Origin of the sequence: Sphingopyxis sp. (assembly GCF_035565275.1) — a bacterium.
Taxonomy (GTDB): Bacteria; Pseudomonadota; Alphaproteobacteria; order Sphingomonadales; family Sphingomonadaceae; genus Sphingopyxis.
In genome coordinates this window covers 1-23,386 of record NZ_DATMST010000320.1, presented here as the reverse complement: position 1 = coordinate 23,386, position 23,386 = coordinate 1, and the positions used below count along the sequence as shown (strand labels likewise).

Below are 23,386 nucleotides of genomic sequence, written 5' to 3'. Positions count from 1 at the left end.
GCACGGAGGAGCCCCTCCGTGCCCGCCGGTTCGTGACACATTCCTGTCTTGGCGAGTTTTCAGGGGAGAGCTTATGATGGAGAGACTGCGCTTGTCCGCATTGCGGACGCTTATGGTCGGGACGGCCGGCCTGTTATGTTCCATTCCGGCGGCATCGGGTCAGGCGCAAAATGCCGCGCCGACCGCCGAACCGGTGAAACCGCGAGCGGGCGCCGTCGCGGCGCCGGCCCGGCAACCGGGCGAGGGTGCGGGACCGTTCCGCAAGATGGTGATCCGCGGCGTGACGCTGATAGACGGCAGCGGCGCGCCGCCGCGCGGGCCGGTCGACGTGGTCGTCGAAAACAACATCATCACCTCGATCGAGGCGGCCGGCACGCCGGGTCTGCCGTTGGTATCCGGGCGGGCGCCGCGCGATGCCGACTATGAACTCGACGCGACGGGCATGTTCATGCTGCCCGGCTTCATCGACATGCACGTTCACGGATCGAGCGACGACAAGGCACCCGACCTCAGCTATTCGTACAAGCTGTGGCTGGCGCACGGCGTCACCTCGGTGCGCGGCGTCGATCTCGCGCCCTTCGAAATCGCGCTCAGCGAACGGGCGCGTTCGGCGCGAAACGAAATCGCCGCTCCGCGCATCTATTCCTATCATCGCCCCGGATCGGGGCGCGGCTGGACCGGCGGCGTGACGAACACGCCCGAAAAGGCACGCGAATGGGTGCGCTGGGCAGCCAAGGCCGGGATCGACGGCATCAAGGTGACCGCCGATCCGAACCAGCCGCCCGAAGTCCTCGAGGCGATCTATGACGAGGCGAAGAAGCAGCATATCGGGACCGTCGCGCACCTGTCGCAAGTCGGCGTCGCGCGGATGGACGCCAAGCATGCGGGCGAAACGGGCCTCGGCACCGTCACCCATTTCTATGGCCATATGGAATCGTTGCTGAAGGAAGGCCCGGTCCAGAACTGGGATCCGAGCTATAACTACATGGACGAGCAGGATCGCTTCGGCAACGTCGCCAACCTGTATCGCGAAAGCTTCGAACCCGGCACCGACGAGTGGAAGGACTATCTCGAAAGCCAGAAGAAGAACGGCGTCACCTTCGATCCGACGATGACGATCTATGCGGCGTCGCGCGATCTGATGCACGCGCGCAATGCCGACTGGCATGCCAAATATACGATGCCGCAACTCTGGAATTTCTTTCAGTCGTCGCGCGAAAACCACGGCTCCTATTTCTTCGACTGGACGACCGAGAAAGAGGTGCGGTGGCGGAATTTCTACAAGAAATTCATGCATCTGGTGAACGATTACAAGAATATCGGCGGCCGCGTGACCACCGGATCGGACTCGGGCTTCATCTTCAAGACCTATGGCTTCGGCTATGTCGAGGAACTCGAACTGCTCCAAGAAGCCGGGTTCAATCCCACCCAGGTCGTGCAGGCCGCGACGCTGAACGGGGCGCTTACCCTTTACGAGCCCCAAGGCAATGTCGCGCCGCCGATCGGCACGGTCCGCGTCGGCAAGCTCGCCGACATGGTGCTGGTGAAGGAGAATCCGCTCCAGAACTTCAAGACGCTCTACGGAACCGGAGCACTGCGCCTCAACGAACAGACGCAGCGGCTCGAGCGCGTGGGCGGGGTCAGCTACACGATCAAGGATGGCATCGTCTATGACGCGAAAAAGCTGCTCGCGGACGTCGCCGAAATGGTGAAGTCCGAAAAGCGGCGGATGGGGCTTCCCGAAGAGGGCGTCCCGCTGCCTTGACGCGATGGCCGGGGCGGTGCCGAAGCTGCCCCGGCCATCGATCCATCTGAGTGCAAAAATCGATCAATCGAAACGGGGAAACGGGTCCAATGAAGTTTAAGATAACCAAAATCGCCCTTGTGGCGGCGTTACTCGCCGTGCCGGCGACCGCGCATCAGGCCGACAACAAAAAGCCGGCGGCGGGAGCGGAAGTCTTCCCGGTCAGCGCCGGGGCACCCGCGCGCAAGCAGGGCGAGGGCGCGGGACCCTTCCGCAAGATGGTGATCCGCAATGCGACGATCATCGACGGTACCGGGGCGCCGCCGCGCGGCCGCTTCGACATCGTTGTCGAGGGAAACAAGATTTCCTCGATCAAGCAGGCGGGCTGGCCGGGGCTTCCGTCCGCAGCCAATCGCGCGCCGACCGACGCCGATTATGAAATCGATGCGACGGGCATGTATGTCCTTCCGGGCTTCACCGATATGCACGTTCACCTGCCTGGTGCCGACAAGGCGCCCGACGCGAGCTATGCCTACAAGCTGTGGCTCGCGCATGGCGTGACGACGGTACGCGGGGTTCCGCTGGGCGCGCCCGCGGTCGCCAGCCGCGAGAAGGATCGCTCGGCGCGCAACGAGATCGCGGCGCCGCGCATCTTCAACTATCAGACGCTGGGCGCCGGCTGGTCGGGCGGCGTGGTCGATACGCCGCTCAAGGCGCGCGAATGGGTGCGCTGGGCCGCGAAGAACAACATCGACGGGATCAAATTCTTCAATCGCGAGAACGAGACACCCGACGTTTTCTCCGCCGCGCTCGACGAAGCGAAGAAACTCGGGCTCGGCACGACCGCGCACCTCAGCCAGATCGGCGTTGCCAATTTCAACGGACGCCAGGCGGGCGATGCCGGACTGAACACGATCACGCATTATTACGGGCATATGGAATCGCTGCTCAAGGGCCGGGCGATCCAGGATTTCCCGCCGCAATATGACTATAATAACGAGCAGCATCGCTTCGGCGAAGTCGCGGAGATATGGGATCAGGTCTATGGCCCGGGTACCAAGCAGTGGCAGGAATATCTGGAGGCGCAGAAGGAGAATCACGTCACCTTCGACCCGACCTTCAACATCTACGCCGCCTCGCGCGACCTGATGCGTGCGCGCAATGCCGACTGGCATGCGCGCTACACCACGCCGCAGCTCTGGAATTATTTCCAGTCGACCCGCGACAATCACGGCTCCTATTTCTTCGACTGGACGACCGAGAATGAATTTGCGTGGAAGAAATTCTACGGTCTCTTCATGCAGTTGATGAACGATTACAAGAATATGGGCGGCCGCGTCACGGTTGGCACAGATTCCGGCTTTATCTGGAAAGTCTACGGCTTCGCTTATGTCGAAGAACTGGAATTGCTGCGCGAAGCGGGCTTCTCGCCGCTCGAGACCATCCGCGCCGCGACGATGATGGGTGCCAAGACGCTGTATGAGCCGCGCGGCGAGACACCGCCGATCGGCGCAGTGAAGGCGGGCATGCTTGCCGACCTCGTGATCGTTCCGGAAAATCCGCTGCAAAATCTGAAGACGCTTTATGGCACGGGTTTCCAGCGGCTCAATTCCGAAACGAACAAGCAGGAAGTCGTCGGCGGGGTGAAATTCACCATCAAGGACGGCATCGTCTATGACGCCAAGCAACTGCTCGCGGATGTTGCCGCGATGGTCGAAAGCGAAAAGACCAGAATCGGCCAGTAGCCGGCTCGAACAGTAACGAGAGCCGTTCCGTACAAGATACCGGCGCCTGCCTTTCCGTTGCGGCAGGCATGGCGCCGGTCACCGGATGTTGATCCCGATCATCGCCATGGTCGGGCAGGGGACCCCCATGTCATTTTTTACCCGACGAAAATCGATCGAAACGGTCGCCGCCGTGAATGAAGCGCAGCGGCTGCACCGGACGCTGGGATGGGGGCATCTCGTGGCCCTCGGTGTCGGCGCCATCGTCGGCACGGGCATATACACGTTGATTGGCGTGGGCGCCGAACGGGCGGGCCCCGCCGTCCTTGTCGCCTTCATCGTTGCCGGGCTGGTCTGCGTGTGCGCGGCGCTCGCATATGCCGAACTTGCGACGCTGATGCCGGTTTCGGGAAGTGCCTATACCTATAGTTATGCCGTGATCGGCGAAGGCGTCGCGTGGGTGATCGGCTGGAGCCTCGTCCTCGAATATTCGGTCGTGTGCGCGGCCGTGGCCGTCGGGTGGTCGGGCTATGCCGTCGGCTTCCTGCAGGCGGCCGGTATCGACGTTCCGCTCGCGCTCGCGGCGGGGCCGCATGCGGGCGGCATCATCAATCTTCCCGCGATCCTCATCGTCGCGGGGGTCGCCGGAATGCTCCTGGTCGGAACGCGCGAAAGCGCCTCGGTCAACGCCATTCTCGTCGTGCTGAAGCTCGGCGCGCTCGCGGCTTTCATCCTGCTCGCGTTGCCGGCGTTCGACGCCGGAAATTTCAAGCCTTTCATGCCCTATGGCTTTGCCGCGCACGAGGTCGACGGACAGGTGCGCGGCGTGATGGCGGCGGCGGCGATCATCTTCTTCGCCTTCTATGGCTTCGACGCCGTGTCGACCGCGGCGGAAGAGGCGCGAAATCCCGGCCGTGACCTTACCATCGGGATCATCGGGTCGATGGTCGTTTGTACGATCGTCTATATATTGGTCGCCGCGGCCGCGATCGGCGCGATGCCGTTTCTCGACTTCGCGAACTCGGGCGAACCGCTCGCGCACGTCCTGCGGACATTGGGGCATCCCGGCACCGCAACGCTGATCGGCGCGGTCGCTGTCGTCGCGCTGCCGACGGTAATCCTTGCCTTCATGTTCGGACAAAGCCGCATCTTCTTCGTGATGGCACGCGACCGGATGCTGCCCGAACGTCTGGGCCGGCTGAACCGGCGGGGCACGCCGGTTGCGGTCACGATCGGTACCGCGATCGTGGTGTCGGCAATCGCAGGCTTTTTCCCGCTCTCGGAAATCGCGGAACTCGCGAATGCGGGAACGCTGGCGGCGTTCGTCGCGGTCGGCCTTTGCCTGATCATCCTTCGCGTGCGCCGGCCGGATCTGCCGCGGGTGTTCCGCGCGCCGATGCCATGGGTCGTCGGCCTGATCGCGATCGGCGGCTGCATCTATCTCTTCTTCAGCCTGCCCGCGATCACGCAGAGCCGGTTCCTGATCTGGAACCTGATCGGCATCGTCGTCTATCTGGCCTATGGCGCCCGTAAAAGCCGTCTGGCCGGGCTGGTGAAATAGAATGTTACAGCGGCAGGCTCGTCACATTCTTGACCTCTTCGAGAACGGCATAGGTTCGCGTTTCGCGGATGCCGGGCATGTGGACCAGCGTGTCGGCGAGGAACGTCCGGTACGCGGCCATGTCGCGAACCCGGACCTTGATCAGATAGTCGAATCCGCCCGCCACCATATGGCATTCGAGGATTTCGGGCATGACCGATACCGACGCCGCAAACTCCTTGAACACGTCGCCCGTCGTCCGGTCCATCAGGACCTCGATGAAGATCAGCAGCGACCGGTCGAGCTTGTTCGGGTCGAGCTGCGCATGGAAGCCGAGAATATATTCCTGCTCGCGCAATCGTTTCAGCCGATCGAAGCACGCCGACGGCGACAGGCCGCAGCGATTGGCCAGTTCCTGATTGGTGATCCGGCCTTCTGCCTGAATCACCTTGAGGATGCGGCGATCCGCTTCGGTTAGCATCGATGATTCTCCTGATATTTTTGAAAATTATGCGAGGATAATTCTACATTTTACCAGAAGGTCAAAGATAATCCGGATTGATTCTGAAATTTAAGAGAAAATTGCAGCCAATGACGTGGTTTTGAGCGCCAACCCGATGTCTGGATGGAAGCGCGTGCCGGGGAAATGGATTGGAGGAGTATTTGCAATGAATCACGGAAAGCAGCGCATGTGCGTCGTCAATCCGCGGCTGGTCGAGGATATCGCCCCGCTGGTCGGCGGGCAGTGCGAAATCATGACGAAGATCGGCATCAGCTGGAACAGCTGGGTCAAGATCACGAGCGGCCTGCCGGTCCGGCACTCGCTTGCCCATCGGCTGAAGGCGCGCGTTCTCGCGGCCGCCGACAGGATCGAAGGTTTTCAGGAGAAGTTTCCGGCGGCGAGCGGCGGGCTCGACCACGCGGCCCTCGATGATGCATTCCTGTTGCCGGGCGCCCATATGGCCGAAGCCGCGAGCGGGCTCCGGCCATAGCTGGCGGGCGAGGAAGGCAGGCGGGCACGCGGTTGGGGTCCGCTGCCCGGAGCGACGTCAGTCGCGCAATCCGGACCGCCTGAGGAATTCGATCACCCCCTCCGGGTCGTTGGTGAAGATGGCATCGACCCCGAGGCCGGTATATTTGCGCCATTGCCCTTCGTCGTCGGCGACGCCGGAGAAGACGGTAATTCCGGCGTCCTGCAGGCGGCGCGTTTCGACGCTGTCGACCTCGTCGTGGCTGAGCACGATACAGGTTGCATGATGCTCGCGAAGCGCAGCGAGATAATCGCGCGTCTGGCGCGGCACGCCGAGCAGGCAGGTGCGGATGCGCGGATTGATCCGGTGCAGCGCATCGATCGTGCGGAAATCGAAGGATTGCAGGATCAGCCGGTCTTCGAGGCCGTTTTCGCGCACCGCCGCTTCCAGCAGCGTAGCGAATTTGACCGGATCAACGTCCGCGTCTTTGGGTACCTTGGTTTCTGCAAAGAAACGGGCCTTGCTGCCGCGGAACGCACGCAGGACCTCGCCAAGTTCCGGAATATGGGCGCCCGGTGCGGCGACAAAGCGCCCCCCGGCATATTGCGGCCGCACGCCAGATCCGCAGTCGAGCTTTTGGATCGCAGCGAAGTCAAGCTTGCGCACGGGAGCGGGCACGGCTGCGGAACCGGCGTCAGCTTTGCAGAAATCGGGGTTGATGGCGGCATCGTGATAGACGACGATCCGGTCGTCGGCGGTCATCTCCATGTCGAATTCCAGGAATTCGACGCCCAGTGCTTCGGCGTGCCGGAACGCCGGAAGCGTATTCTCCGGACGCAGGAGCGCACCGCCGCGGTGGGCGATGACCGCAATGGGCGGCCGCTCCTCCGCTTGCTCGCCCGCCGGATGTTGCTTTGCCGCCGCATCTGCGAATGAAAATATCAGGGCGATGGTGGCGAGGCCCGTCGCTGCGTACCGGCGGCGGGCTTTATGAAAATGCGTGACCTGCATCATCGCGGTTCTCCTCAGAATTTGAAGTTGACGCTGCTGAAGAAGTAACGGCCGTAGACGTCATAGACGCCGCCGCCGCCCTGATAGTAGGTGCGCGGCCGATAGGGCGGCCGGACGTCGAACAGATTGTTGATGCCGACGCGCAGCGTGGCCTGCTCGTTCAGGTTCCAGCCGATGTTCAGGTCATTGTAGATTTTCGCGGGGAGCTTGTTCCTGTCATAGGCTTCGTCGGACATATTGGTGTAGTTGACCGCGCTTCCCCAGAAGCGGGTGTTCAGCCCGACCTCCCAGTCGCCGACAGTATAGCTTGCGAACATGTTCGCGCGGACGCGCGGGTTCTGATAGCCGCCATCGTAGATGATCCGGCTCGTTTCGACACCGGGCAGGGTCGTGGTCTCGAAATTGACGAGATAGGTGGCGCGCAACGCCAGCGCCAGGCGGCCCGGCCCCACATTCGTCCGGTAGTTCGCCCCGATGTCGATGCCTTCGGCTGCGGACTCGGACACGTTCATATAGCTCGTGTCGACGCCCTCGGCATAACCGCGAGAATCGCGGGTAACGCGGTCGCAGAACTGGTTATCGATCGACGGCAGATCCATGCAGAGGTTCAGCACGTCCTGCTGACCGATGGCGGCGATCATATTGTCGAGCTTGATGTTCCAATAGTCGACGGTCAGATCGAAGCCGGGAAGGAAGCGTGGCTGCCAGACCAGTCCGAGCGTCAGGCTGTTCGACGTTTCGGGCGTCACATCCGTGCTGCCGCCGGTAATCACGTATCCCGTGCCGATCTCGCTGGGCAGATAAGGTGTGGGGATTCCCAGTTGCTGCATCAACGCCGCGCAATTCGCCTTGCGCGTCGGGTTCGCTTGATAGCTTGTCTGCAGACAGGCGTCGCGAACTCCGATTTCCTGTACCGCACGCGACGAATAACGTTCGCCGAAATTCGGTACACGGACGCTTCGCGACCGCACCGCGCGCAACGTCAGCTCGGCGAAGGGCATCCATGAACCGCCGACTTTCCACGTGTGGGTCGACTCGAAATCGCTGTAGTCCGAATAGCGATACGCCCCTTCGACCGTCAGCTTGTGGATGAAGGGCAAGTCGCGGAGCAGCGGCACGACCAGTTCGCCATACGCTTCCGACACATCGTTCGATGCACGGAGCTCTGGCTCATAGGGCGCCCACGCACCCAGGTGCGACAACTCCTTGTCGGGCGGCGCGGCGCCATTGTCGTCGACATTGTGGATCGATTCGCGGCGATGCTCGACGCCGATGACGGCCTGGATATCACCGGCGGGCAGCGAAAACGGGCTGCCGGCGATGTTCGCGCCGAAAATCTTCTGGGTCTGCTCGCGATGTTTGCGGCGGGTGGCCATCATCCACCCGCGTTGCTCCGCCGTCAGCGGCGCCTCGCTGAAGATGTTGAACGGCACGCAGCCGTTGGCACGCGCTGTCGCATCGCGGCAGACCGGCGCGCCCGAAACGGGGTCGGAAATGACGTCGCGCGCCGCGATCAGGCGTGAGGCGATGGGGACGTTGTCGGCATGGATGTCATTGGTGCTGCGGCCATATTGCCCGAACGCTTCCCATTCCAACCCGCCGGGCAGCTCGCCGCTGAGGCCGGCGCTGACCGTCAGGCTCTGGCGATCGCTATAGTCGGTCATCTGACCGAAATTTTCGTAGCTGCGGCGCACGGCAGTCGAGGCAAGATTATTGTCCAGCATGATCTGGCGAAAGGAGTCCGGCAGATAGGGGTTGTCGAGGCGGGCGGTGGCGCCGCCGGCACCGTTCAGCCAGGTCAGGCGATCGTCGTCGCGATAGGGGCGGCGATAGGCGTCATAACGCGACCGGCCGTAATCGACCCGGAAGTCGGCATTCAGTCCGTCGGTCAGGGCGTAATCGAACCGGCCGATGAAGGCGTAGTTTTCGATCGGCGCGATCAGGAAGTCGCTCCAGTACTGGCTCTGGGGAAAGCCGCCATCGCCGCCGTCACGCGACGTGCCGCAGCCCGATATGCAGCCATTTGCATATTCACCGACATAGGCCGAACCGTCGGGGGACAGCAGATAGGTCTTGCCGCCGACATAGATGTTCGCATTCGGCTGCAGGTACATGTTCGTCATATTGTACCGGATGACGCGGTCCGGAATGCCATCGTCGGGGCCGGTGTTTTCCGGATTGGTCTGGTAGCTGATATTGGTGTTCCTGGCGTAGCGCTGGTGGAAATAGATCGGGTTGTTCTTCATCCACGTACCGCCGATGGTGATCGAGCCGCGATCGTCGGAAAAGCTTGTGCCCGCGACGAAGGATATCTGCGACTTGCTGCCGCCGCCGTGCTGGGTGAAGCCCGTCGTCGCCGATATCTCGAGCCCCTTGATATCGGTCCGGGTAATGATGTTCGCCGCGCCCGTCACTGCATCGGCGCCATAGATCGCGGCGGCGCCGCCGGTCACGATCTCGATGCGTTCGACCATTCCAGACGGAATCATGTTGATATCGACCGCCGACGACGAGGCCGCGCCCGAGACGCGGCGCCGGCCGTCGATCAGCGTCAGCGACCGGCTGACCCCCATGTTGCGCAGTTCGATCGTGGCCATGCCACCGTCATACTGGCCTTCGGGCGCGCTGTTGTACGGGCCGTTGCCCGGGCCCACCGCTACGTCGCGGAGGACGGTTTCATAGACCGTGGTGTTGCCGGCCTTCCGGCCCGCTTCCATGCTGACGATGCCGATGGGCATTGCCGATTCCAGTTCGGGGCGGGCAATGCGCGATCCGGTGACGGTGATTGTCTCGCCCGCATCTGCGACATCGGCCGAACTCGCCGCGAGGATGGCGACTTTCCCGTCGAAGGATCGGACCGTCAGCCCGGTATCGGCGAGGAGCCGGGTCAGCCCGTCGCGTATCTCGAAGCTGCCGCGAACCGGCTTGGTCGCCCGGCCGTCACCATCGCGGCCGGCCAGCGTGACCTGGATACCGGCCTGCCGCGCGAACTCGCGAATTCCGGTCGATGCAGATTGCGCCGGGACGTCAAAGCTACGGACCTGTGCCTGGGCGGCGGCAGGATGGCAAACGGCCACCATGATCGCTGCCATCGAAGCGGCCGAGCGTAAATGGGATGAATGCATGTCAGGAAAGCCCCTTGTCGATGTTCACAATGCTATCGACGTAAGGGGGTAGGTATTTGGATCATTCTGAATTATATTAATATAATTGTTCAGTTTTACTTCATTTTTATTACGATGTTTCGCCCCGATCTTTCGATGCGGCCACCCGAGATGGCGGCCACGGCTTCGGCAAAATGTTCGGGATCGTTGGCGCGATAAAGGCCTATAATACCGATGTCGCCTATTGCCGGATCGGCCAACACGATCTGCGTCGTGTTGACGCGGTTGAAGCGCACGACAGCAGAGCGGACCGGTACATTGTCGAGCGATATCTGTGCCAGTTCGGGTGGCGGCAAGCGGCGCGGGGCGGCCTGCTGGGGCTCGGGGTTCGCGACGATCGGCCCTGGATCGAGGCTGATCGTTCCGCCGGCGTGAAGAAGTACCGCCTGATCGCGCTCGTCGCGCGGCCATACCAGTACGCTTCCTTCCGTCACCTTGACCGTCCCGCCTGTGAGGCCGATCCGGCGCACCGAATAGACGGTTCCGGTCGCCTGCGCATAGACGTCGCCCGAACGCACGACGAAGGGGCGCGTCTTGTCCCGGGCTACCTTGAAGGTGGCTTCGCCGCTCAGCAGGGTGATCTTGCGGATATTGTCCGAGAGCGCGACCTGGATTTGCGCATCGCGATCAAGCATGACCACCGAACCGTCGCGCAGGGTAACCGTCTGCTCGCGCGCGACCGGCGCGGCGTCGCCGAACAGCCCCGCGACTGGCACGCCCACCGCGACAAGGGCTCCAAGCGACATTGCAAGAGCCGCGCCGCCTGCGGCTGCCCTTCCGCTCCAGCGGAAAAATGCAGCGCGCAAGGTTCGCGGCGTAACCTCGTCGCGGTCGCTTCCGTTGTCGTTGACCGACAAGGGGAAAGGCCGCGTCGCGCTCGGGGCTGCGGGAGCCGCATGCGCCTCGATCACGCTGTCCTCGATCGCACGCAGCCAGGCGCAGGCGCGCACATAGGCCCCCCGATGACGTCCGTCGGCTGCCAGCCAGGCGTCGCGCTCGGTACGGCTGACCGGCGTCAGCTCGCCATGCGCCGTCTCGACCGCCCAAAGGATCGCCTGCTCGTCGATAACGTTAGCGGGGTCGGTGCTGGCCAATCACTTCCCCCTTCTTTCCGGCAGCCGGCGGCGCATCGCTGCGCGCAAGATCATCCTGCTCTGCCATCGCTCCCATGATCTTTTGCAGCCCCCGGACGAGGTGGTTCTTCACGTCATTCTCGCTCACGCCGAGGCGCTCGGCGGTCTCTTTTCTCGATAGCCCCTCGACACGCCGCAATTCGATCACCTTCCGGCAGGTATCGGGCAGCTTTCCAAGCAGCCCGTTCACCCGCTCCCATTCCTGCCTCGTCTCCAGCGTCCGGTCTGGCAAAGGCTCGTAATCAACGACGTTCGACCATTCGATCTGGGTCATCGAAGTGAAATTAATTATTCCGGCGCGGCGCATGATGTCGGTGACGACCGCGTTCGCCGTCCGGTGGAAATAGCCGCCCGGGTTGTCGATGTGATCGACCGAGCTCAGGTTGGCGATGCGGCAATAAGCCTCCTGCATCACGTCATCGACATCGACCACATGACCCCAGCGTCGCGCGAGCCACTTGCGGATGGCGGCCTCGTGCGGAACGATTTCCCGCGCGATCCATGCCGTCATCATGTCGCTCTTTTCGCCCATTCGACGCGACCGTCTTGCCCCTGCGAACGCCGCGCACCGAATCGGAAGCGGACATTGGGGTCGTCAAAGGGGTCGCAAATGACAGGTTGATGACGGCGCGCTCAAAGCGCGAGAGCGTTCAGGCCGGTCCGGGCGCCGGATCGGCCGTCACGCGGTAAAGATAGCTTGATTCATTGGCATGGCGAAGCTTGTCCCAGATCGACGCGGGCAACCGCGAGTGGAGGCCGGACCATCGCAAGGCGCGGGCCAGATAGCTTGGTTCGGGCGCGAACTCCTCGATAAGGACCCAATCCGGCCGGGGCTGGTACGTCGGCACCATAGCCGCCGCCATCTTCGCATTCGGCTTCGCCGAGCGAACCGGATTATAATAATATAGCGCTGCACCCGACGGCGGTGCCGACGTCACCCGTTTCGTTGCCCGGGCCCATTGCAGCGGCAGGTCTGCCCGGTACAGCGTCATGGGATCGGTGGTGATCGCCACGTCGGGACGGCTCACCAGCAGGTCGACCAGCTTTTCTTCGCCAAAGGTAGGATTACGGTTCTCGACGTAAATCCCGACGAGATTTGTCCCCACAAGCAGGGCGAGGCCGCCGAGGCCCGCCAGGCGCCACAGGCCGCGCGCCTCCTTCATCAGCCATCCCAGCGCGACGCCGGTCAGCAGGCAGGCCATCGTCGCCGTGATCATGAAATAGCGGGGATTGAGCGGAAGCAGCTTTTGCACCGCGCCCACGCAGATCAGCCAGCACAGGCCGAACAGCGCGATCTGGCGGGCGAAATGGCGCAGCCGCGGCGGAAGCTGCGGGCTGAAACAGAGCCATGTTCCGAGCGGGATGGCGAGGAACATCAGGAGCATGAATTCCTGGTTGACCAGCATGACGAGCAGGGGATCGACCAGCGGGCTGACGATGACGTTGCCGGCGAGGTCGATCGCACGATTGATCGTGGGGTCGTGATGCAGCGCAATGTTGAAGCGATAGAAGGGATCGCCCGTCATTATGCCCAGATAGAGGAGCTCGACCAGCCACACGGCAAGGAAGCCCATCGCCATCCACAAATAGTGCCATCGGTTGAAGCGATGGCCCGCAAGAAACAGCAGCCCGAAATAGACCGCGACGAAGATCGCGGTCTCGCGTGTCAGAAACGCGAGGCCGACGAGCGCGCCTGCGCCGAGCAGCCGGCCCCGGTCCGGACCGTCTTCGAGGCAGCGGAAACAGAGGAACCAGGCGCCGAAAAGCAGCGCCATCTCGATCACGTCGACGTTGGCGATCGAGGACTGGACGACGATCAGCGGATTGGTCGCGCATGCAAGCAGCGCGCAAAATGCGGGGAGCGGCCCTGCGATGTCGCGCGTTACGCGCCACGCCATGACGAGAAACAGGATGAGGTAGAGCAGCGACGGCAGCACCATCGCGAATTCATTCTCGCCGAACGTCACGAAGGAAAGCGCCATCGGGATGGTGATCGGATAGCGGATGGTGCCATGCCCGCCGACATAGGGAAAATGCTCGATCCACCCATAGGCGCCCTTGGCATAGGTGACGTCGTCGGAAGCGATGAAGCCGACCCACGAGAGTGCGAGCAGGATGAGGAACACCCCGAGACCCGCGATCAGCCCGCGGCGTCCGGTTCCCGCGAAAGTTTCAAACCGATCGATCATAAGCGACGATATACCCACAGGCGCGACAGCAGAAAGGCGGAGCCGACGATCACGACGTCGACCGCCAGCTTGGCGAGATAGGGGTTTGCGCCCAGCTGATCGATCGCGAGCCAGAGCAGCAGCGACGACAGGATCAGGTTGAACCCGAGGACGGCGAGGTACGACAGGAACTGCCGCGCCGCCGGATCGCGCTGCGCCCAGCGGAAGGTTACCGTTCGATGCAGCATGAAACCCAGCGCGGCGCCGGTCGCCTTCCCGGCGAGATTGGCGGCAAGGAAGCGCCCGGGCGCCCCGAGCAGGACGGCCGAATAGACCGCGAAATCGGCGGCGAGCACGATCAGCCCCACTGCGCCGTAGCGCGCCGCCTGCGCGATGAGTCCGTTACCGGTCGCGATCATCGCGGTTCCGGGGGCAGGGCGTCGGCGCGTGGCGTGTCGACCAGCGACAGCGGGGGCTGGATCGGGACGCGCGGCTCGTTCGCCATGTCGAACGACAGGAAGTTCAGCAGGAACTGCACACCCAATATGATCGGCAGCACCGCAACCATGACGGTGCCGGTACTGGCGACTTGTCCGCTGCTGATCGAATGAACCCATTCGACCGAGCCGTAGATGGTGCCGAAGAGCAGGAACAAGGTGCCGAACAGCAGTTGCAGCGAGGCCGGGCTGAAGTCTCGGAGGAAATAGGTGTAGAAGATACGCTTGCTCGTCTCGCGCAAATGTGTGCGCAGAAACGGCCACAATTCCTTGCGGATATGAAGGTTGCTCACCTCGTCGCCATAGACAGCCTCCATCGGCACGTCGGCGACCACGGCGCGGGCGTTGCCGAGGTTGATCAGCATATCGGTCTCGAAAAAATAACGCTCCGAGACATTGGCGAACTCGATATGCTCAAGCGCCGCGGCGTGGATCGCCGTGTAACCGTTCGTCGGATCGAAGATGCCCCAGTAGCCGCTCGACAGCTTGGTCATGAACGACAGCCCGGCATTGCCATAGAGCCGGACGCGCGGCATCCGCCGGACATTCCACAGGCTGTGAAAGCGGTTGCCCTTTGCATAATCGGCTTGGCGCGCCAGCACCGGGCGGGCGATACGCGGGATCAGCGCCGGGTCCATCTGTCCGTCGCCGTCGATCTTGACCACGATATCGGCACCCGCTTCGAGCGCGGCGCGATAGCCGGTGATCATCGCGCCGCCGACGCCGCGGTTCTGTTCGTGGCGGATCACGCGGACGCGCGGATCAGCGCAATGGGTCTCGACGAACGCGCCCGAGGCGTCGGGGCAGGCATCGTCCACGACGAAGATCATCGCGACTTCGGGACCGATCCGTGCGATCACGTCCAGCACATGCGCCGTCACGCGATAGCTCGGGATGACAACCGCGAGCGTCTGGTCGGGGCGCGAAGGCGCGGGAAGCTGGCTATGTTTCGGTTGCCCCATGACTCGCTCTTAGCCCGAAAACGTAAAATATGTTCTTCGTTCAAGCTATTACCGGGCGGGCTCGGTTGACAGCAGTAAAATCGCCCGGCTCTCATTGACAGCAAGGCCGTGCTCCGCTTTATCCAAATCGATTTATTAAAGCGTGTATGATTATGCTGCCGCCGGTCCGGCGCTGCCAGTTTTGAGCCGCAAGCGATCGGGAGAATAGTCCAGCGATGACCCTCAAGCGCCCAGGTCTTGATCGACGGCAAATGGCAAAGAGTGGACCCGAGGCGCGCGACGCTCGCCTGACGCTCAGTCTTTCGGGCACGAATCTCGAGCGTGCGGGCGACTATAACCAGCGGATCGTGCTCCAGGCCATTCGCCTGACCGACGAGACAACGCGGAGCGAACTGGCACGCGTAACCGGACTGACGCCGCCGACCATCGTCAACATCACCAAACGGCTGATCGATATGGGTCTCGTAAAGCCGGCGGGGCGGCTGCAGGGCAAGCGTGGCCAGCCGGCGATGCGGATCGTGATCAATCCCGACGGAGCGTTCGGGATCGGGCTCAACATTGACCGCGATCATATCACGCTGGTGACGCTCGATCTCGCCGGCAATATCCGGAGTCGCCATACGCGGGAGATAGCCTTCGCGCTTCCCGAAACGGTCGTCGATCATGTCCGCGAAGTCCTGCCCAAGCTGCTTCAGGACGGCGAGATCGATCGCAACAATATCCTCGGGGTCGGCGTCGCGCTCCCCGATGATCTCGGGCGAATCTCGCTGCCGCATCGGCCGAAGGAATATGATGCCTGGGACAATATCGACCTTGGCGCGTTGCTCGGCGATGTGCTTCCCTGGCCGCTTCACGCCGATAATGATGCGGCCTCCGCGGCGCTCGGTGAAGTCCATCTCGGCAATGGCATCGCGCACCCGAGCTTCTTCTACCTGCTGATCAGCGCGGGGCTCGGCGGTGGTCTGGTTATCGATCGAAGCTATGTTCGCGGGGCCAATTCCCGATCGGGAGAGATTTGGGCGATGCCCGATCGCGACCGGGTGGGTGCGAATGTGCAGGATACGGTTTCGCTATCGGCGCTTTACGCCCGGCTGGAGGCCGAAGGATATGATGTCGACAGCCCCGAAGCGCTGATTGACGGTCCGGCTCCTCAGGAGGTCGTGATTCTCCGGTGGCTCGACGATGCGGCAGACGCGCTTGTTCAGCCGCTGATTGCGGTCAATTGCCTCATCAATCCCGCCGCCATCCTGATAGGCGGGCGGCTGCCCGGCAAATTGGTCGATGGTCTCGTCGAGCGGCTCAATGCCCGGATGGCGGGGCGCGAGCTTCCCGCGATTGCGCCGGTACGACGCGCGGGAGCGGCCGAAGACGCGTCGGCGATCGGGGCCGCCATCATTCCGTTTCTCGATCATGTCCTGCCGTCGGAATCGATCCTGATGCAGGCGGGGCGCTGACGCGGGGGCGGGCGCTGCTCAGCGCTGTTCCATCCGCCGGTCCATCTCGTCGAGATCGATGCCCCTCGTTTCGGGGAAGACGGTCGCCACCACGATAAATTGCAGGACCATCGCGGCGGCGAAGATCGCGAAGGGCGCGCCGGGGGACCATGCCACGAAGATCGGGAAAACTCCGGCGATCAGCGCGTTCATCAGCCAGTGCGTGCTCGCGCCGAGCGCGCTTCCCCGCGCGCGGACGGGGGTCGGGAAAATTTCGGAGATATAGACCCAGATGACCGCGCCCTGGCTGGTCGCGAAGAAGGCAATGAAGCCGATCAACGCCGGCAACATCAGCTCCTTGTCGATCCAGCCGAACAGCACTCCGGCCGCCGCGGCGAGGCACAGGGTCATGCCGGCGGCGCCGATCAGCAGCAGCGTCTTGCGTCCGAGCCGGTCGATCAACGCCATGCCAACGAGGGTGAAGACCAGATTGGCGATTCCGATCAACACGGCCTGGCGGTCGGGAGAAAGCGAGCCGGCGCGAGCGAAGATGTCGTTCAGATAATAGAGTACGGCGTTGATGCCCGCGAGTTGATTGAACATCGCGACGAGGATTGCGAGCAGCATCGGTCGGCGATGGCGGCGCCACGACAGCCTTTCGCCGTGCGGGTCGCGTTCGAGCGCCTGTTCGGTGCGGCGCAGTTCGGTTTCGGGCAAGCCGATCCGGGCGAGCGCCGCACCCGCCTCGTCGCGGCGCCCCTTTGCCACGAGCCAGCGCGGGCTGTCGGGAATCGCGAACAGCAGCACAAAAAACACGAGGGCAGGGACGGCGGTGACCCCAAGCTTCCACCGCCAGGCGCCGCCTCCGTCCACCAGCCCGACGATCGTCGCATTGCTGAGATAGGCGACGAGAATGCCGGTAACGATCATCAGCTGAAACAGTCCGACAAGGAATCCGCGGTGCCGCGGTGGTGCGATTTCGGCGATATAGACCGGGGCAAGGACCGAAGAGCCGCCGATCGCGAGTCCGCATATGAAACGAAAGCCGAGGAACAGGGGCCAGTTCGACGCCAGCGCGCAGCCGAGTCCCGCGACGAAATAGAGGATGGCTAACACGCGCAGGCTGTCGCGGCTGCCGAATATATCGCCGGGCTTGCCCGCAAACAACGCCCCGACAAGGGTGCCCCAGAGCGCGGCCGAGACCGTGACGCCGAGCGTTTCCGGGGTTAACTCGAACAGGCTGGTCAGGTCGCCGGTGACCCCCGCGATGACCGCGGTATCGAACCCGAACAGCAGGCCGGCGAGAGCAGCCGTTCCGATAGCGCCGGCGAGGACTCCGCGACCTGCGCGCGGCGCGCCGGGGCCGGAAAATGCTTCGCCGCCGGGCGTGGCTGTCATCATTTTCTCTCCCACGGGATCGAACGCGGGCGCCCGTCCTCATTGACCGCGGGCATGCCATAAAGCGACATCCGATCAAATAAATTAATTTTCATTATTATCTTGACGCCAGAGGCGCGCGCGGGGCACGCTGTGAAAAATCTGTCGCTGCCACGCCGCGTGGCGGTGCCGGCGAATGTCGATCCGGAATGGCGGACGGGCAGAGAAAAGGAGGGGATCGGTGCCAGCGACATTGCTTGCGGCTCATCGCGTGGAAAAGCCCTGGGGGCGGCGTCGCTTGCGGGCGCCCTTTGACGATTCACCGGCGAGCGGCGAGCCGACCGGCGAGATATGGTTTCACACACCCGGCGATTCCGCGCCTGATCTGCTGATCAAATATATCTTCACCAGCGAGAAACTGTCGGTGCAGGTGCATCCCGATGACGCGCGGGCGCACGCGCGCGGACTGGCGCGCGGCAAGGACGAATGCTGGCTGATCCTCGACGCCGAACCCGGCGCGGCCATCGCGCTGGGAACGAAGGCACCGGTCGGCGAAGCGGTACTGCGCGATGCAGCACTCGACGGCCGTATCGAGCAATTGCTCGATTGGAAGCCGGTGAGGACGGGCGACTTCTTCTATGTTCCCTCTGGCACGGTGCACGCGATCGGCGCGGGGCTGACGCTGATCGAGGTGCAGCAGAATAGCGAAACGACTTATCGCCTCTATGATTACGGCCGCCCACGCGAACTTCATCTCGATGACGGCATCGCGGCGGCCGATGCGCGGCCTTACGAGCGCTATCCGTCGCCGGGTCGTGTCGATGCGGGCCGCGCGCTTCTCGTCGAGGGCCCAAAGTTCGTGCTCGAGCGGCTGGGCGGCGGCGCGCGGACGCTCGAGCTTCCGGATGCCGTCACCGCGTGGCTGGTGCCGGTGGCGGGCAAGGGGCTCGTTGATGGTGTCGCCTTCGAGGCTGGCGAATGTCTCGCGCTGACCGGCTCCGTACAACTTGCCGCCGAGCCTGACGCCGACCTGTTGCTTGCCTATCCGGGAGAGAAAAGATGTCGGTAACCGGCAATCGATCTGGGCGTCGGCTGGGCCTTCGCCCACGTGGGCCGTCGGCGCGAGCGCAAAGCTTCGCAAGCTTGATGCACTGACCACGCAATCAACGAAAATATTCAGGGAAGAGGGTCGCAATGGATATCGATAGAAACTGGAACCGCGCGCGGAAGCTTGGCGCCATATTGGCGTCGGGGGTGGCGATATTGCCGTTCATGTTGGCCTTGTCGCCTGTGGCAGCACAACAGAAATCGGGGCAGTCGCCGATCGATCTCGCCGACCCGCTCGTCGGCACCGCAGCGCTCGACGATCCGGCGGTGATCGGCAATGCCCCGCCGCCGGGCGAGCCGGTCTATTCGGGGCAAACCTCGCCGGGCGCGCTCCTGCCGCATGGCTCGGTCGCCGCCGCACCGGTGAACAATAATATCGAACTTCAATATCCGAACGGCGTCCCCGTTCCCTATTATTACACCAATCCGACGATGATCGGCTTCACCGGCGGCGGCGGTCCCACCTACGGCGGCAATGCCGAGCCGTTCATCATGCCGGTGGTCGGCGACTGGTCGCCGCCGCCCGCTTACAGCCATTCATATTATGACAAGTCGCGCGAGAAGGCGCAGCCGGGCTATTATTCGGTCTATCTCGACAGCTTCAGGACGCAGGCCGAACTGACCGCGACGCGCTGGGCGAGCGTGATGCGTTTCACCTTTCCCGCGAGCGAACGGTCGAACATCATCGTCAACTTTCCGCGCCACGGCGGATCGGTCGAGGTGGTCGGCGACCGCATCGTACGCGGCAAGTCGAACGACAGTCACAGCGTCGACGGCGCCTTTTTCGTCGCCGAATTTTCGAAACCGTTCACCGCGCTCGGCACCTTCCGCAAATCACCCGGCGACGATGAGGGCTGGGGCATAGGCAACAGCGAGGTGAAGCCCGGCGCGCGCGAAATATCGGGCAGCTATTCGGGCAGCTATGTCAGCTTCCGGACGAAGGCGGGCGAACAGGTGCTGGTGAAGATGGCGCATGGCACCAGCTATGAGCAGGCGCAGCAGCGGCTTGCCGACGAGGTACCGGGCTGGGATTTCGACGGCGTCCATGCCGCCGCGCAGGGCCAATGGGCGCAGCTCCTTGGCCGCGTCCGGGTGTCGGGCGGCACCGACAAGCAGCGGAAACTCTTTTACTCGACGCTGTACCAGTCGTTCGCCAGCCCGCGGCTGATCGCCGCGAAGGGGGAGAAATTCGCCGATACAAACGGCAAGGTGCAGGTCGCGACGCACGACCGTTACGGCCCGGTGCCCTTCTGGGATACGGGACGCAACCAGATCGTGCTGCTCGAACTGATGGAGCCCGAGGACGTCAGGAATATCATGGCGTCCGAACTCGCGATGGCGCGCGAGAAGGGCTATATGAACACCTCGTTCCACGGCGACAATGCGGTGTTCCTCTACCTGGGCGCGTGGGAACGCGGCATCGAATTCGATTATGAAGCCGCCTATGAATTTATGCGGAAGAATGCGACCGACCCCGGCGGGCCGCGCGGTTATCTCGCCGAATATATGAAGCAGGGCTGGATTTCGGACATCGTGCCCGATCACAATCCCAGCCCACCATACGCCGGCGGCAAGGCGGGCGCGGCGAAGACGCTCGAATATGCGTGGGACGATTATGCGCTCGCGCTCTACGCGAAAAAGCTCGGCAAGGACGCCGACTACCGGATGTTCCTGAAGCGCGCGGGCAACTACGCCAACGTCTTCGACAAATCGATCGGTTTCATCCGCGGGCGCACCGCTGACGGCAAATGGATAGCACCCTTCGATCCCGCCGAACCCTATTACAACTTCATGATGAAGGAGGCGTCGGGTTGGTCGACCTTGTGGCTCGCGCCGCACGACGTGCAAGGGCTGATCGACCTGATCGGCGGGCGCGACGCGTTCAATGCCAAGCTCGACGAGTTTTTCACCAAACCCTATGATCCGGCGGGCATCTGCCGCGACTGCACCGGCGTGATCGGCCAATATGTCCACGGCAACCAGCCCGACCAGCAGGCGCCATATTATTACAACTGGAGCGGCCAGCCATGGAAGACGCAGGCGCTGGTCCGCCAGATCCTCGACCGGACCTATGGCAGCGACGCGGCGGGTTACGGCTATCCGGGGATGGACGACCAGGGCGCGACATCGTCGTGGTACGCGCTCTCGGCGCTCGGCTTCTATCCGGTCGATCCGTCGAGCCAGGATTATATCATCGGCAGCCCGGTGTTCGACGACGCCAGCCTCGACATGGGCAACGGCAAGACGCTGCGCATCGTCGCGAAGAATAATTCGGCGACCAATGTCTATATCCAGTCGGCGACGCTGAACGGCAAGCGGTGGAACAAGCCGTGGTTCCGCCACGACGATGTGAAAGATGGCGCGACCTTCGTCTTCACCATGGGCGCCAGGCCGAACAAGGCGTGGGGCTCCGCGCCCGACGCCGCACCGCCGTCGATGTCGCGAAAGCGCTGACCGAAACCAGCCCACGTCCCCGTCTCCTCCGCGGGGGCGCGAGCCCAGGACCCATCCTCATCCCCCCTTGGGTCCTGGGCTCTCCCGACCAGACAGGATCGTTTACATGCGCAGCCTATTGATAATCGCATCCTTGCTCGCGCTGGCGCCGGTCACCGCTCCGGCGCAGACCGCTGCACCCGCCGGCGACGCCGTCTATACCAGTGACCTCACGACGCGCTGGGGCAGGGAAGTGACGCCCGAAAACGCATGGCGCCTCTATCCGCGACCGCAAATGGTGCGCGAGCGCTGGGTCAATCTCAACGGCCTGTGGGACTACGCGATCAAGCCCAAGGCGGCCGAACGCCCGGCAGCGATGGACGGCCAGATCCTCGTGCCCTTCCCGGTCGAATCGAAACTGTCGCGCGTTGCGCGCAAGGTCACGCCCGGCGACCGCATCTGGTATCGCCGCAGCTTCACCGTTCCCGCCGACTGGCGCGACCAGAATGTCATGCTCAACTTCGGCGCGGTCGATTATGAGGCGACGGTGCGCGTCAACGGGTCGGTCGTCGGCTCGCACAAGGGCGGCTTCGACGCCTTCGGCTTCGACATCGGCCCCTGGCTGAAGCCCGGCGCGAACGAACTGATCGTCGAAGTTACCGACCCGACGAGCGCGGGAACGCAGCCGCGTGGCAAGCAGATCCTCGACCCGGCAGGCATCTGGTACACCGCGGTCAGCGGCATCTGGCAGACGGTGTGGATCGAGCCGGTGCCGAAGCTCCACATCGCCGAAGTGCGCGCGGCGCCCGACATCGACCGCGGCACCGTCGATGTCGCGGTGGCGCTCTCGGGCTGGGCGAACGACAATGACGCGGTGCGGCTGACCGCGAGTGCGGGCGGCAAGGTCATCGCGTCGACGATCATCCGTGCCAACCGGCAGGCGACGCTCGCCATCCCGAACGCGCACCTGTGGTCGCCCGACGATCCGCATCTCTACGATCTCAAGGCCGAACTGGTGACCATCGCCGTTCCCTGGGCGGGCGAAGCTGAACGCGACCGCAGGGCGTATGACTCGCGGTTCACTGATCATGAGCGGCGCGTCTATGCAAAGGCGAAGGTTCAGGGCGCGCCGCGCGACAGCGTCGCCGCCTATTTCGCGATGCGCAAGGTGTCGATCGGACCCGGCCGCGTTGCGGGGCAGCCCGCGATCCTGCTCAACAACAAGCCGCTGTTCCAGCACGGTACGCTCGATCAGGGCTGGTGGCCCGACGGGCTTTATACACCGCCGTCGGAGGAGGCGATGAAGAGCGATATCGTCTTCCTGAAAAAGGCCGGGTTCAACATGCTGCGCAAGCATATCAAGGTCGAACCCGCGCGCTATTATCATGACGCCGACCGGCTCGGCATGCTGATCTGGCAGGACATGCCCTCGGGCGGCGGCGAGGACCAGTATCTCGCGGGCACCAGCCAGTCGCAGGCGATCTTCCCGTCGGAGACGATGGCCGAGCAGCAAAGGCAATTGTCCGAAATGATCGGCGAGCTTCGCGCCTTTCCATCGATCGTCACCTGGGTCGTGAACAATGAGGGGTGGGGCCAGTATGACTCCGCGACGCTCGCACGCTTTGTGAAGGGGCTCGATCCGACGCGGCTGGTGAACGCCAATTCGGGCTGGCTCGACGTCGCCCCGGGCGCATCCGAAATGCTCGACATCCACACCTATGAGGATGTGCCAAGGACACCGCCACTGCAGACCGATCGTGCGATCGTGCTCGGCGAATACGGCGGGGTCGGCTTCCCCGTGCCCGGCCATATCTGGAAACCGGGGAAGGGCAATTGGAGCTATCAGGTCGCGCGGGACGGGAAGGAATATCTCGTTCGCTTCCGCCGCAAGATGGAGGGCGTGATCCGGCAGGCGGAGGAGGCGGGGCTCAGCGCAGCGGTCTATACCCAGACGAGCGATGTGGAAGACGAGATCAACGGTCTTTTGACCTATGACCGCGCGGTGCCGAAGGCATCGCCCGAGGCGTTGGCGGAGATCGCCGCGCCCCTGTGGAAGGCCCTGACGCCGGACTGATCGGTGGAAGGGAGAGAGCGCAAGAGGCCGCTATCCCCGGAGCCGGGG

The 23,386-nt window shown here is 63.3% G+C and carries 17 protein-coding genes; 8 read left to right on the top strand and 9 right to left on the bottom strand.

The window, feature by feature from the left end:
• The first annotated feature begins 73 nt into the window (after nucleotides 1-73).
• The 3 genes from VN047_RS21010 to VN047_RS21000 all read left to right on the top strand — a co-directional run bounded on the left by VN047_RS21010 (nucleotide 74) and on the right by VN047_RS21000 (nucleotide 5,029).
• Nucleotides 74-1,765, top strand: a complete 1,692-nt coding sequence (locus VN047_RS21010; RefSeq protein ID WP_414712740.1) for an amidohydrolase family protein — start codon at nucleotides 74-76, stop codon at nucleotides 1,763-1,765.
• Nucleotides 1,766-1,854: 89 nt separating this feature from the next.
• Nucleotides 1,855-3,489 (top strand): amidohydrolase family protein, encoded by a 1,635-nt coding sequence (locus tag VN047_RS21005; RefSeq protein ID WP_325546153.1) that lies wholly within the window; start codon nucleotides 1,855-1,857, stop codon nucleotides 3,487-3,489.
• 127 nt (nucleotides 3,490-3,616) lie between these two features.
• On the top strand, nucleotides 3,617-5,029 hold the full coding sequence (locus VN047_RS21000; protein WP_325546151.1) for an amino acid permease: 1,413 nt from the start codon (nucleotides 3,617-3,619) through the stop codon (nucleotides 5,027-5,029).
• 4 nt (nucleotides 5,030-5,033) lie between these two features.
• Here the strand turns inward: VN047_RS21000 and VN047_RS20995 are convergent, their stop codons facing one another.
• The gene (locus VN047_RS20995) at nucleotides 5,034-5,489 is read right to left on the bottom strand and encodes an Lrp/AsnC ligand binding domain-containing protein (protein WP_325546149.1); all 456 of its coding nucleotides are present in this window, start codon (nucleotides 5,487-5,489) and stop codon (nucleotides 5,034-5,036) included.
• A 187-nt stretch (nucleotides 5,490-5,676) separates the two neighbouring features.
• On the opposite strand from VN047_RS20995, the gene VN047_RS20990 reads away from it, so the two are divergent.
• Nucleotides 5,677-6,000, top strand: a complete 324-nt coding sequence (locus tag VN047_RS20990; RefSeq protein WP_325546148.1) for a hypothetical protein — start codon at nucleotides 5,677-5,679, stop codon at nucleotides 5,998-6,000.
• A 57-nt stretch (nucleotides 6,001-6,057) separates the two neighbouring features.
• Here VN047_RS20990 and VN047_RS20985 read toward each other — a convergent pair whose 3' ends face one another.
• The 7 genes from VN047_RS20985 to VN047_RS20955 all read right to left on the bottom strand — a co-directional run bounded on the left by VN047_RS20985 (nucleotide 6,058) and on the right by VN047_RS20955 (nucleotide 14,914).
• Nucleotides 6,058-6,993: a glycerophosphodiester phosphodiesterase family protein gene (locus VN047_RS20985; RefSeq protein ID WP_325546147.1), complete on the bottom strand. Its 936-nt coding sequence runs from the start codon at nucleotides 6,991-6,993 to the stop codon at nucleotides 6,058-6,060.
• A gap of 11 nt (nucleotides 6,994-7,004) precedes the next feature.
• On the bottom strand, nucleotides 7,005-10,070 hold the full coding sequence (locus tag VN047_RS20980; protein WP_325546145.1) for a TonB-dependent receptor domain-containing protein: 3,066 nt from the start codon (nucleotides 10,068-10,070) through the stop codon (nucleotides 7,005-7,007).
• Nucleotides 10,071-10,210: 140 nt separating this feature from the next.
• On the bottom strand, nucleotides 10,211-11,248 hold the full coding sequence (locus VN047_RS20975) for a FecR family protein (protein WP_325546143.1): 1,038 nt from the start codon (nucleotides 11,246-11,248) through the stop codon (nucleotides 10,211-10,213).
• A complete protein-coding gene (locus VN047_RS20970; RefSeq protein WP_325546213.1) occupies nucleotides 11,226-11,798 on the bottom strand; it encodes a sigma-70 family RNA polymerase sigma factor in 573 nt (190 codons plus the stop codon). The genes VN047_RS20975 and VN047_RS20970 overlap by 23 nt, the downstream gene beginning before the upstream one ends.
• A 139-nt stretch (nucleotides 11,799-11,937) precedes the next feature.
• Nucleotides 11,938-13,476 (bottom strand): ArnT family glycosyltransferase, encoded by a 1,539-nt coding sequence (locus tag VN047_RS20965; protein WP_325546141.1) that lies wholly within the window; start codon nucleotides 13,474-13,476, stop codon nucleotides 11,938-11,940.
• A complete protein-coding gene (locus VN047_RS20960; RefSeq protein ID WP_325546139.1) occupies nucleotides 13,473-13,874 on the bottom strand; it encodes a GtrA family protein in 402 nt (133 codons plus the stop codon). Before VN047_RS20960 ends, VN047_RS20965 begins: the two co-directional genes overlap by 4 nt.
• The gene (locus VN047_RS20955) at nucleotides 13,871-14,914 is read right to left on the bottom strand and encodes a glycosyltransferase family 2 protein (RefSeq protein WP_325546137.1); all 1,044 of its coding nucleotides are present in this window, start codon (nucleotides 14,912-14,914) and stop codon (nucleotides 13,871-13,873) included. The genes VN047_RS20960 and VN047_RS20955 overlap by 4 nt, the downstream gene beginning before the upstream one ends.
• A gap of 251 nt (nucleotides 14,915-15,165) precedes the next feature.
• Here VN047_RS20955 and VN047_RS20950 point away from each other — a divergent pair, with 251 nt between their 5' ends.
• Entirely contained in the window at nucleotides 15,166-16,368 is a 1,203-nt protein-coding gene (locus tag VN047_RS20950) for an ROK family transcriptional regulator (RefSeq protein WP_325546135.1), read from the top strand.
• A gap of 18 nt (nucleotides 16,369-16,386) precedes the next feature.
• Here the strand turns inward: VN047_RS20950 and VN047_RS20945 are convergent, their stop codons facing one another.
• On the bottom strand, nucleotides 16,387-17,748 hold the full coding sequence (locus VN047_RS20945) for a sugar porter family MFS transporter (protein WP_325546133.1): 1,362 nt from the start codon (nucleotides 17,746-17,748) through the stop codon (nucleotides 16,387-16,389).
• A gap of 217 nt (nucleotides 17,749-17,965) precedes the next feature.
• Here VN047_RS20945 and VN047_RS20940 point away from each other — a divergent pair, with 217 nt between their 5' ends.
• The 3 genes from VN047_RS20940 (at nucleotide 17,966) to VN047_RS20930 (ending at nucleotide 23,338) form a co-directional block, all read left to right on the top strand.
• Nucleotides 17,966-18,793 carry a class I mannose-6-phosphate isomerase gene (locus VN047_RS20940; protein ID WP_325546131.1) on the top strand — a complete coding sequence of 276 codons (828 nt, stop codon included), beginning with the start codon at nucleotides 17,966-17,968 and terminating at the stop codon, nucleotides 18,791-18,793.
• 125 nt (nucleotides 18,794-18,918) lie between these two features.
• A complete protein-coding gene (locus VN047_RS20935) occupies nucleotides 18,919-21,285 on the top strand; it encodes a GH92 family glycosyl hydrolase (protein WP_325546129.1) in 2,367 nt (788 codons plus the stop codon).
• A 106-nt stretch (nucleotides 21,286-21,391) separates the two neighbouring features.
• Nucleotides 21,392-23,338, top strand: coding sequence for a glycoside hydrolase family 2 protein (locus tag VN047_RS20930; RefSeq protein ID WP_325546127.1), 1,947 nt, complete (start codon nucleotides 21,392-21,394; stop codon nucleotides 23,336-23,338).
• The last annotated feature ends 48 nt before the right edge of the window (nucleotides 23,339-23,386 follow it).

Coding starts and splice junctions, on each gene's coding strand:
- VN047_RS20995 (WP_325546149.1), bottom strand. CDS start 5,489: ATGCTAACCGAAGCGGATCGCCGCATCCTCAAGGTGATTCAGGCAGAA.
- VN047_RS20960 (WP_325546139.1), bottom strand. CDS start 13,874: ATGATCGCGACCGGTAACGGACTCATCGCGCAGGCGGCGCGCTACGGC.
- VN047_RS20985 (WP_325546147.1), bottom strand. CDS start 6,993: ATGATGCAGGTCACGCATTTTCATAAAGCCCGCCGCCGGTACGCAGCG.
- VN047_RS20935 (WP_325546129.1), top strand. CDS start 18,919: ATGGATATCGATAGAAACTGGAACCGCGCGCGGAAGCTTGGCGCCATA.
- VN047_RS20965 (WP_325546141.1), bottom strand. CDS start 13,476: ATGATCGATCGGTTTGAAACTTTCGCGGGAACCGGACGCCGCGGGCTG.
- VN047_RS20970 (WP_325546213.1), bottom strand. CDS start 11,798: ATGACGGCATGGATCGCGCGGGAAATCGTTCCGCACGAGGCCGCCATC.
- VN047_RS21010 (WP_414712740.1), top strand. CDS start 74: ATGATGGAGAGACTGCGCTTGTCCGCATTGCGGACGCTTATGGTCGGG.
- VN047_RS20990 (WP_325546148.1), top strand. CDS start 5,677: ATGAATCACGGAAAGCAGCGCATGTGCGTCGTCAATCCGCGGCTGGTC.
- VN047_RS20980 (WP_325546145.1), bottom strand. CDS start 10,070: ATGGTGGCCGTTTGCCATCCTGCCGCCGCCCAGGCACAGGTCCGTAGC.
- VN047_RS21005 (WP_325546153.1), top strand. CDS start 1,855: ATGAAGTTTAAGATAACCAAAATCGCCCTTGTGGCGGCGTTACTCGCC.
- VN047_RS20945 (WP_325546133.1), bottom strand. CDS start 17,748: ATGATGACAGCCACGCCCGGCGGCGAAGCATTTTCCGGCCCCGGCGCG.
- VN047_RS20955 (WP_325546137.1), bottom strand. CDS start 14,914: ATGGGGCAACCGAAACATAGCCAGCTTCCCGCGCCTTCGCGCCCCGAC.
- VN047_RS21000 (WP_325546151.1), top strand. CDS start 3,617: ATGTCATTTTTTACCCGACGAAAATCGATCGAAACGGTCGCCGCCGTG.
- VN047_RS20930 (WP_325546127.1), top strand. CDS start 21,392: ATGCGCAGCCTATTGATAATCGCATCCTTGCTCGCGCTGGCGCCGGTC.
- VN047_RS20950 (WP_325546135.1), top strand. CDS start 15,166: ATGGCAAAGAGTGGACCCGAGGCGCGCGACGCTCGCCTGACGCTCAGT.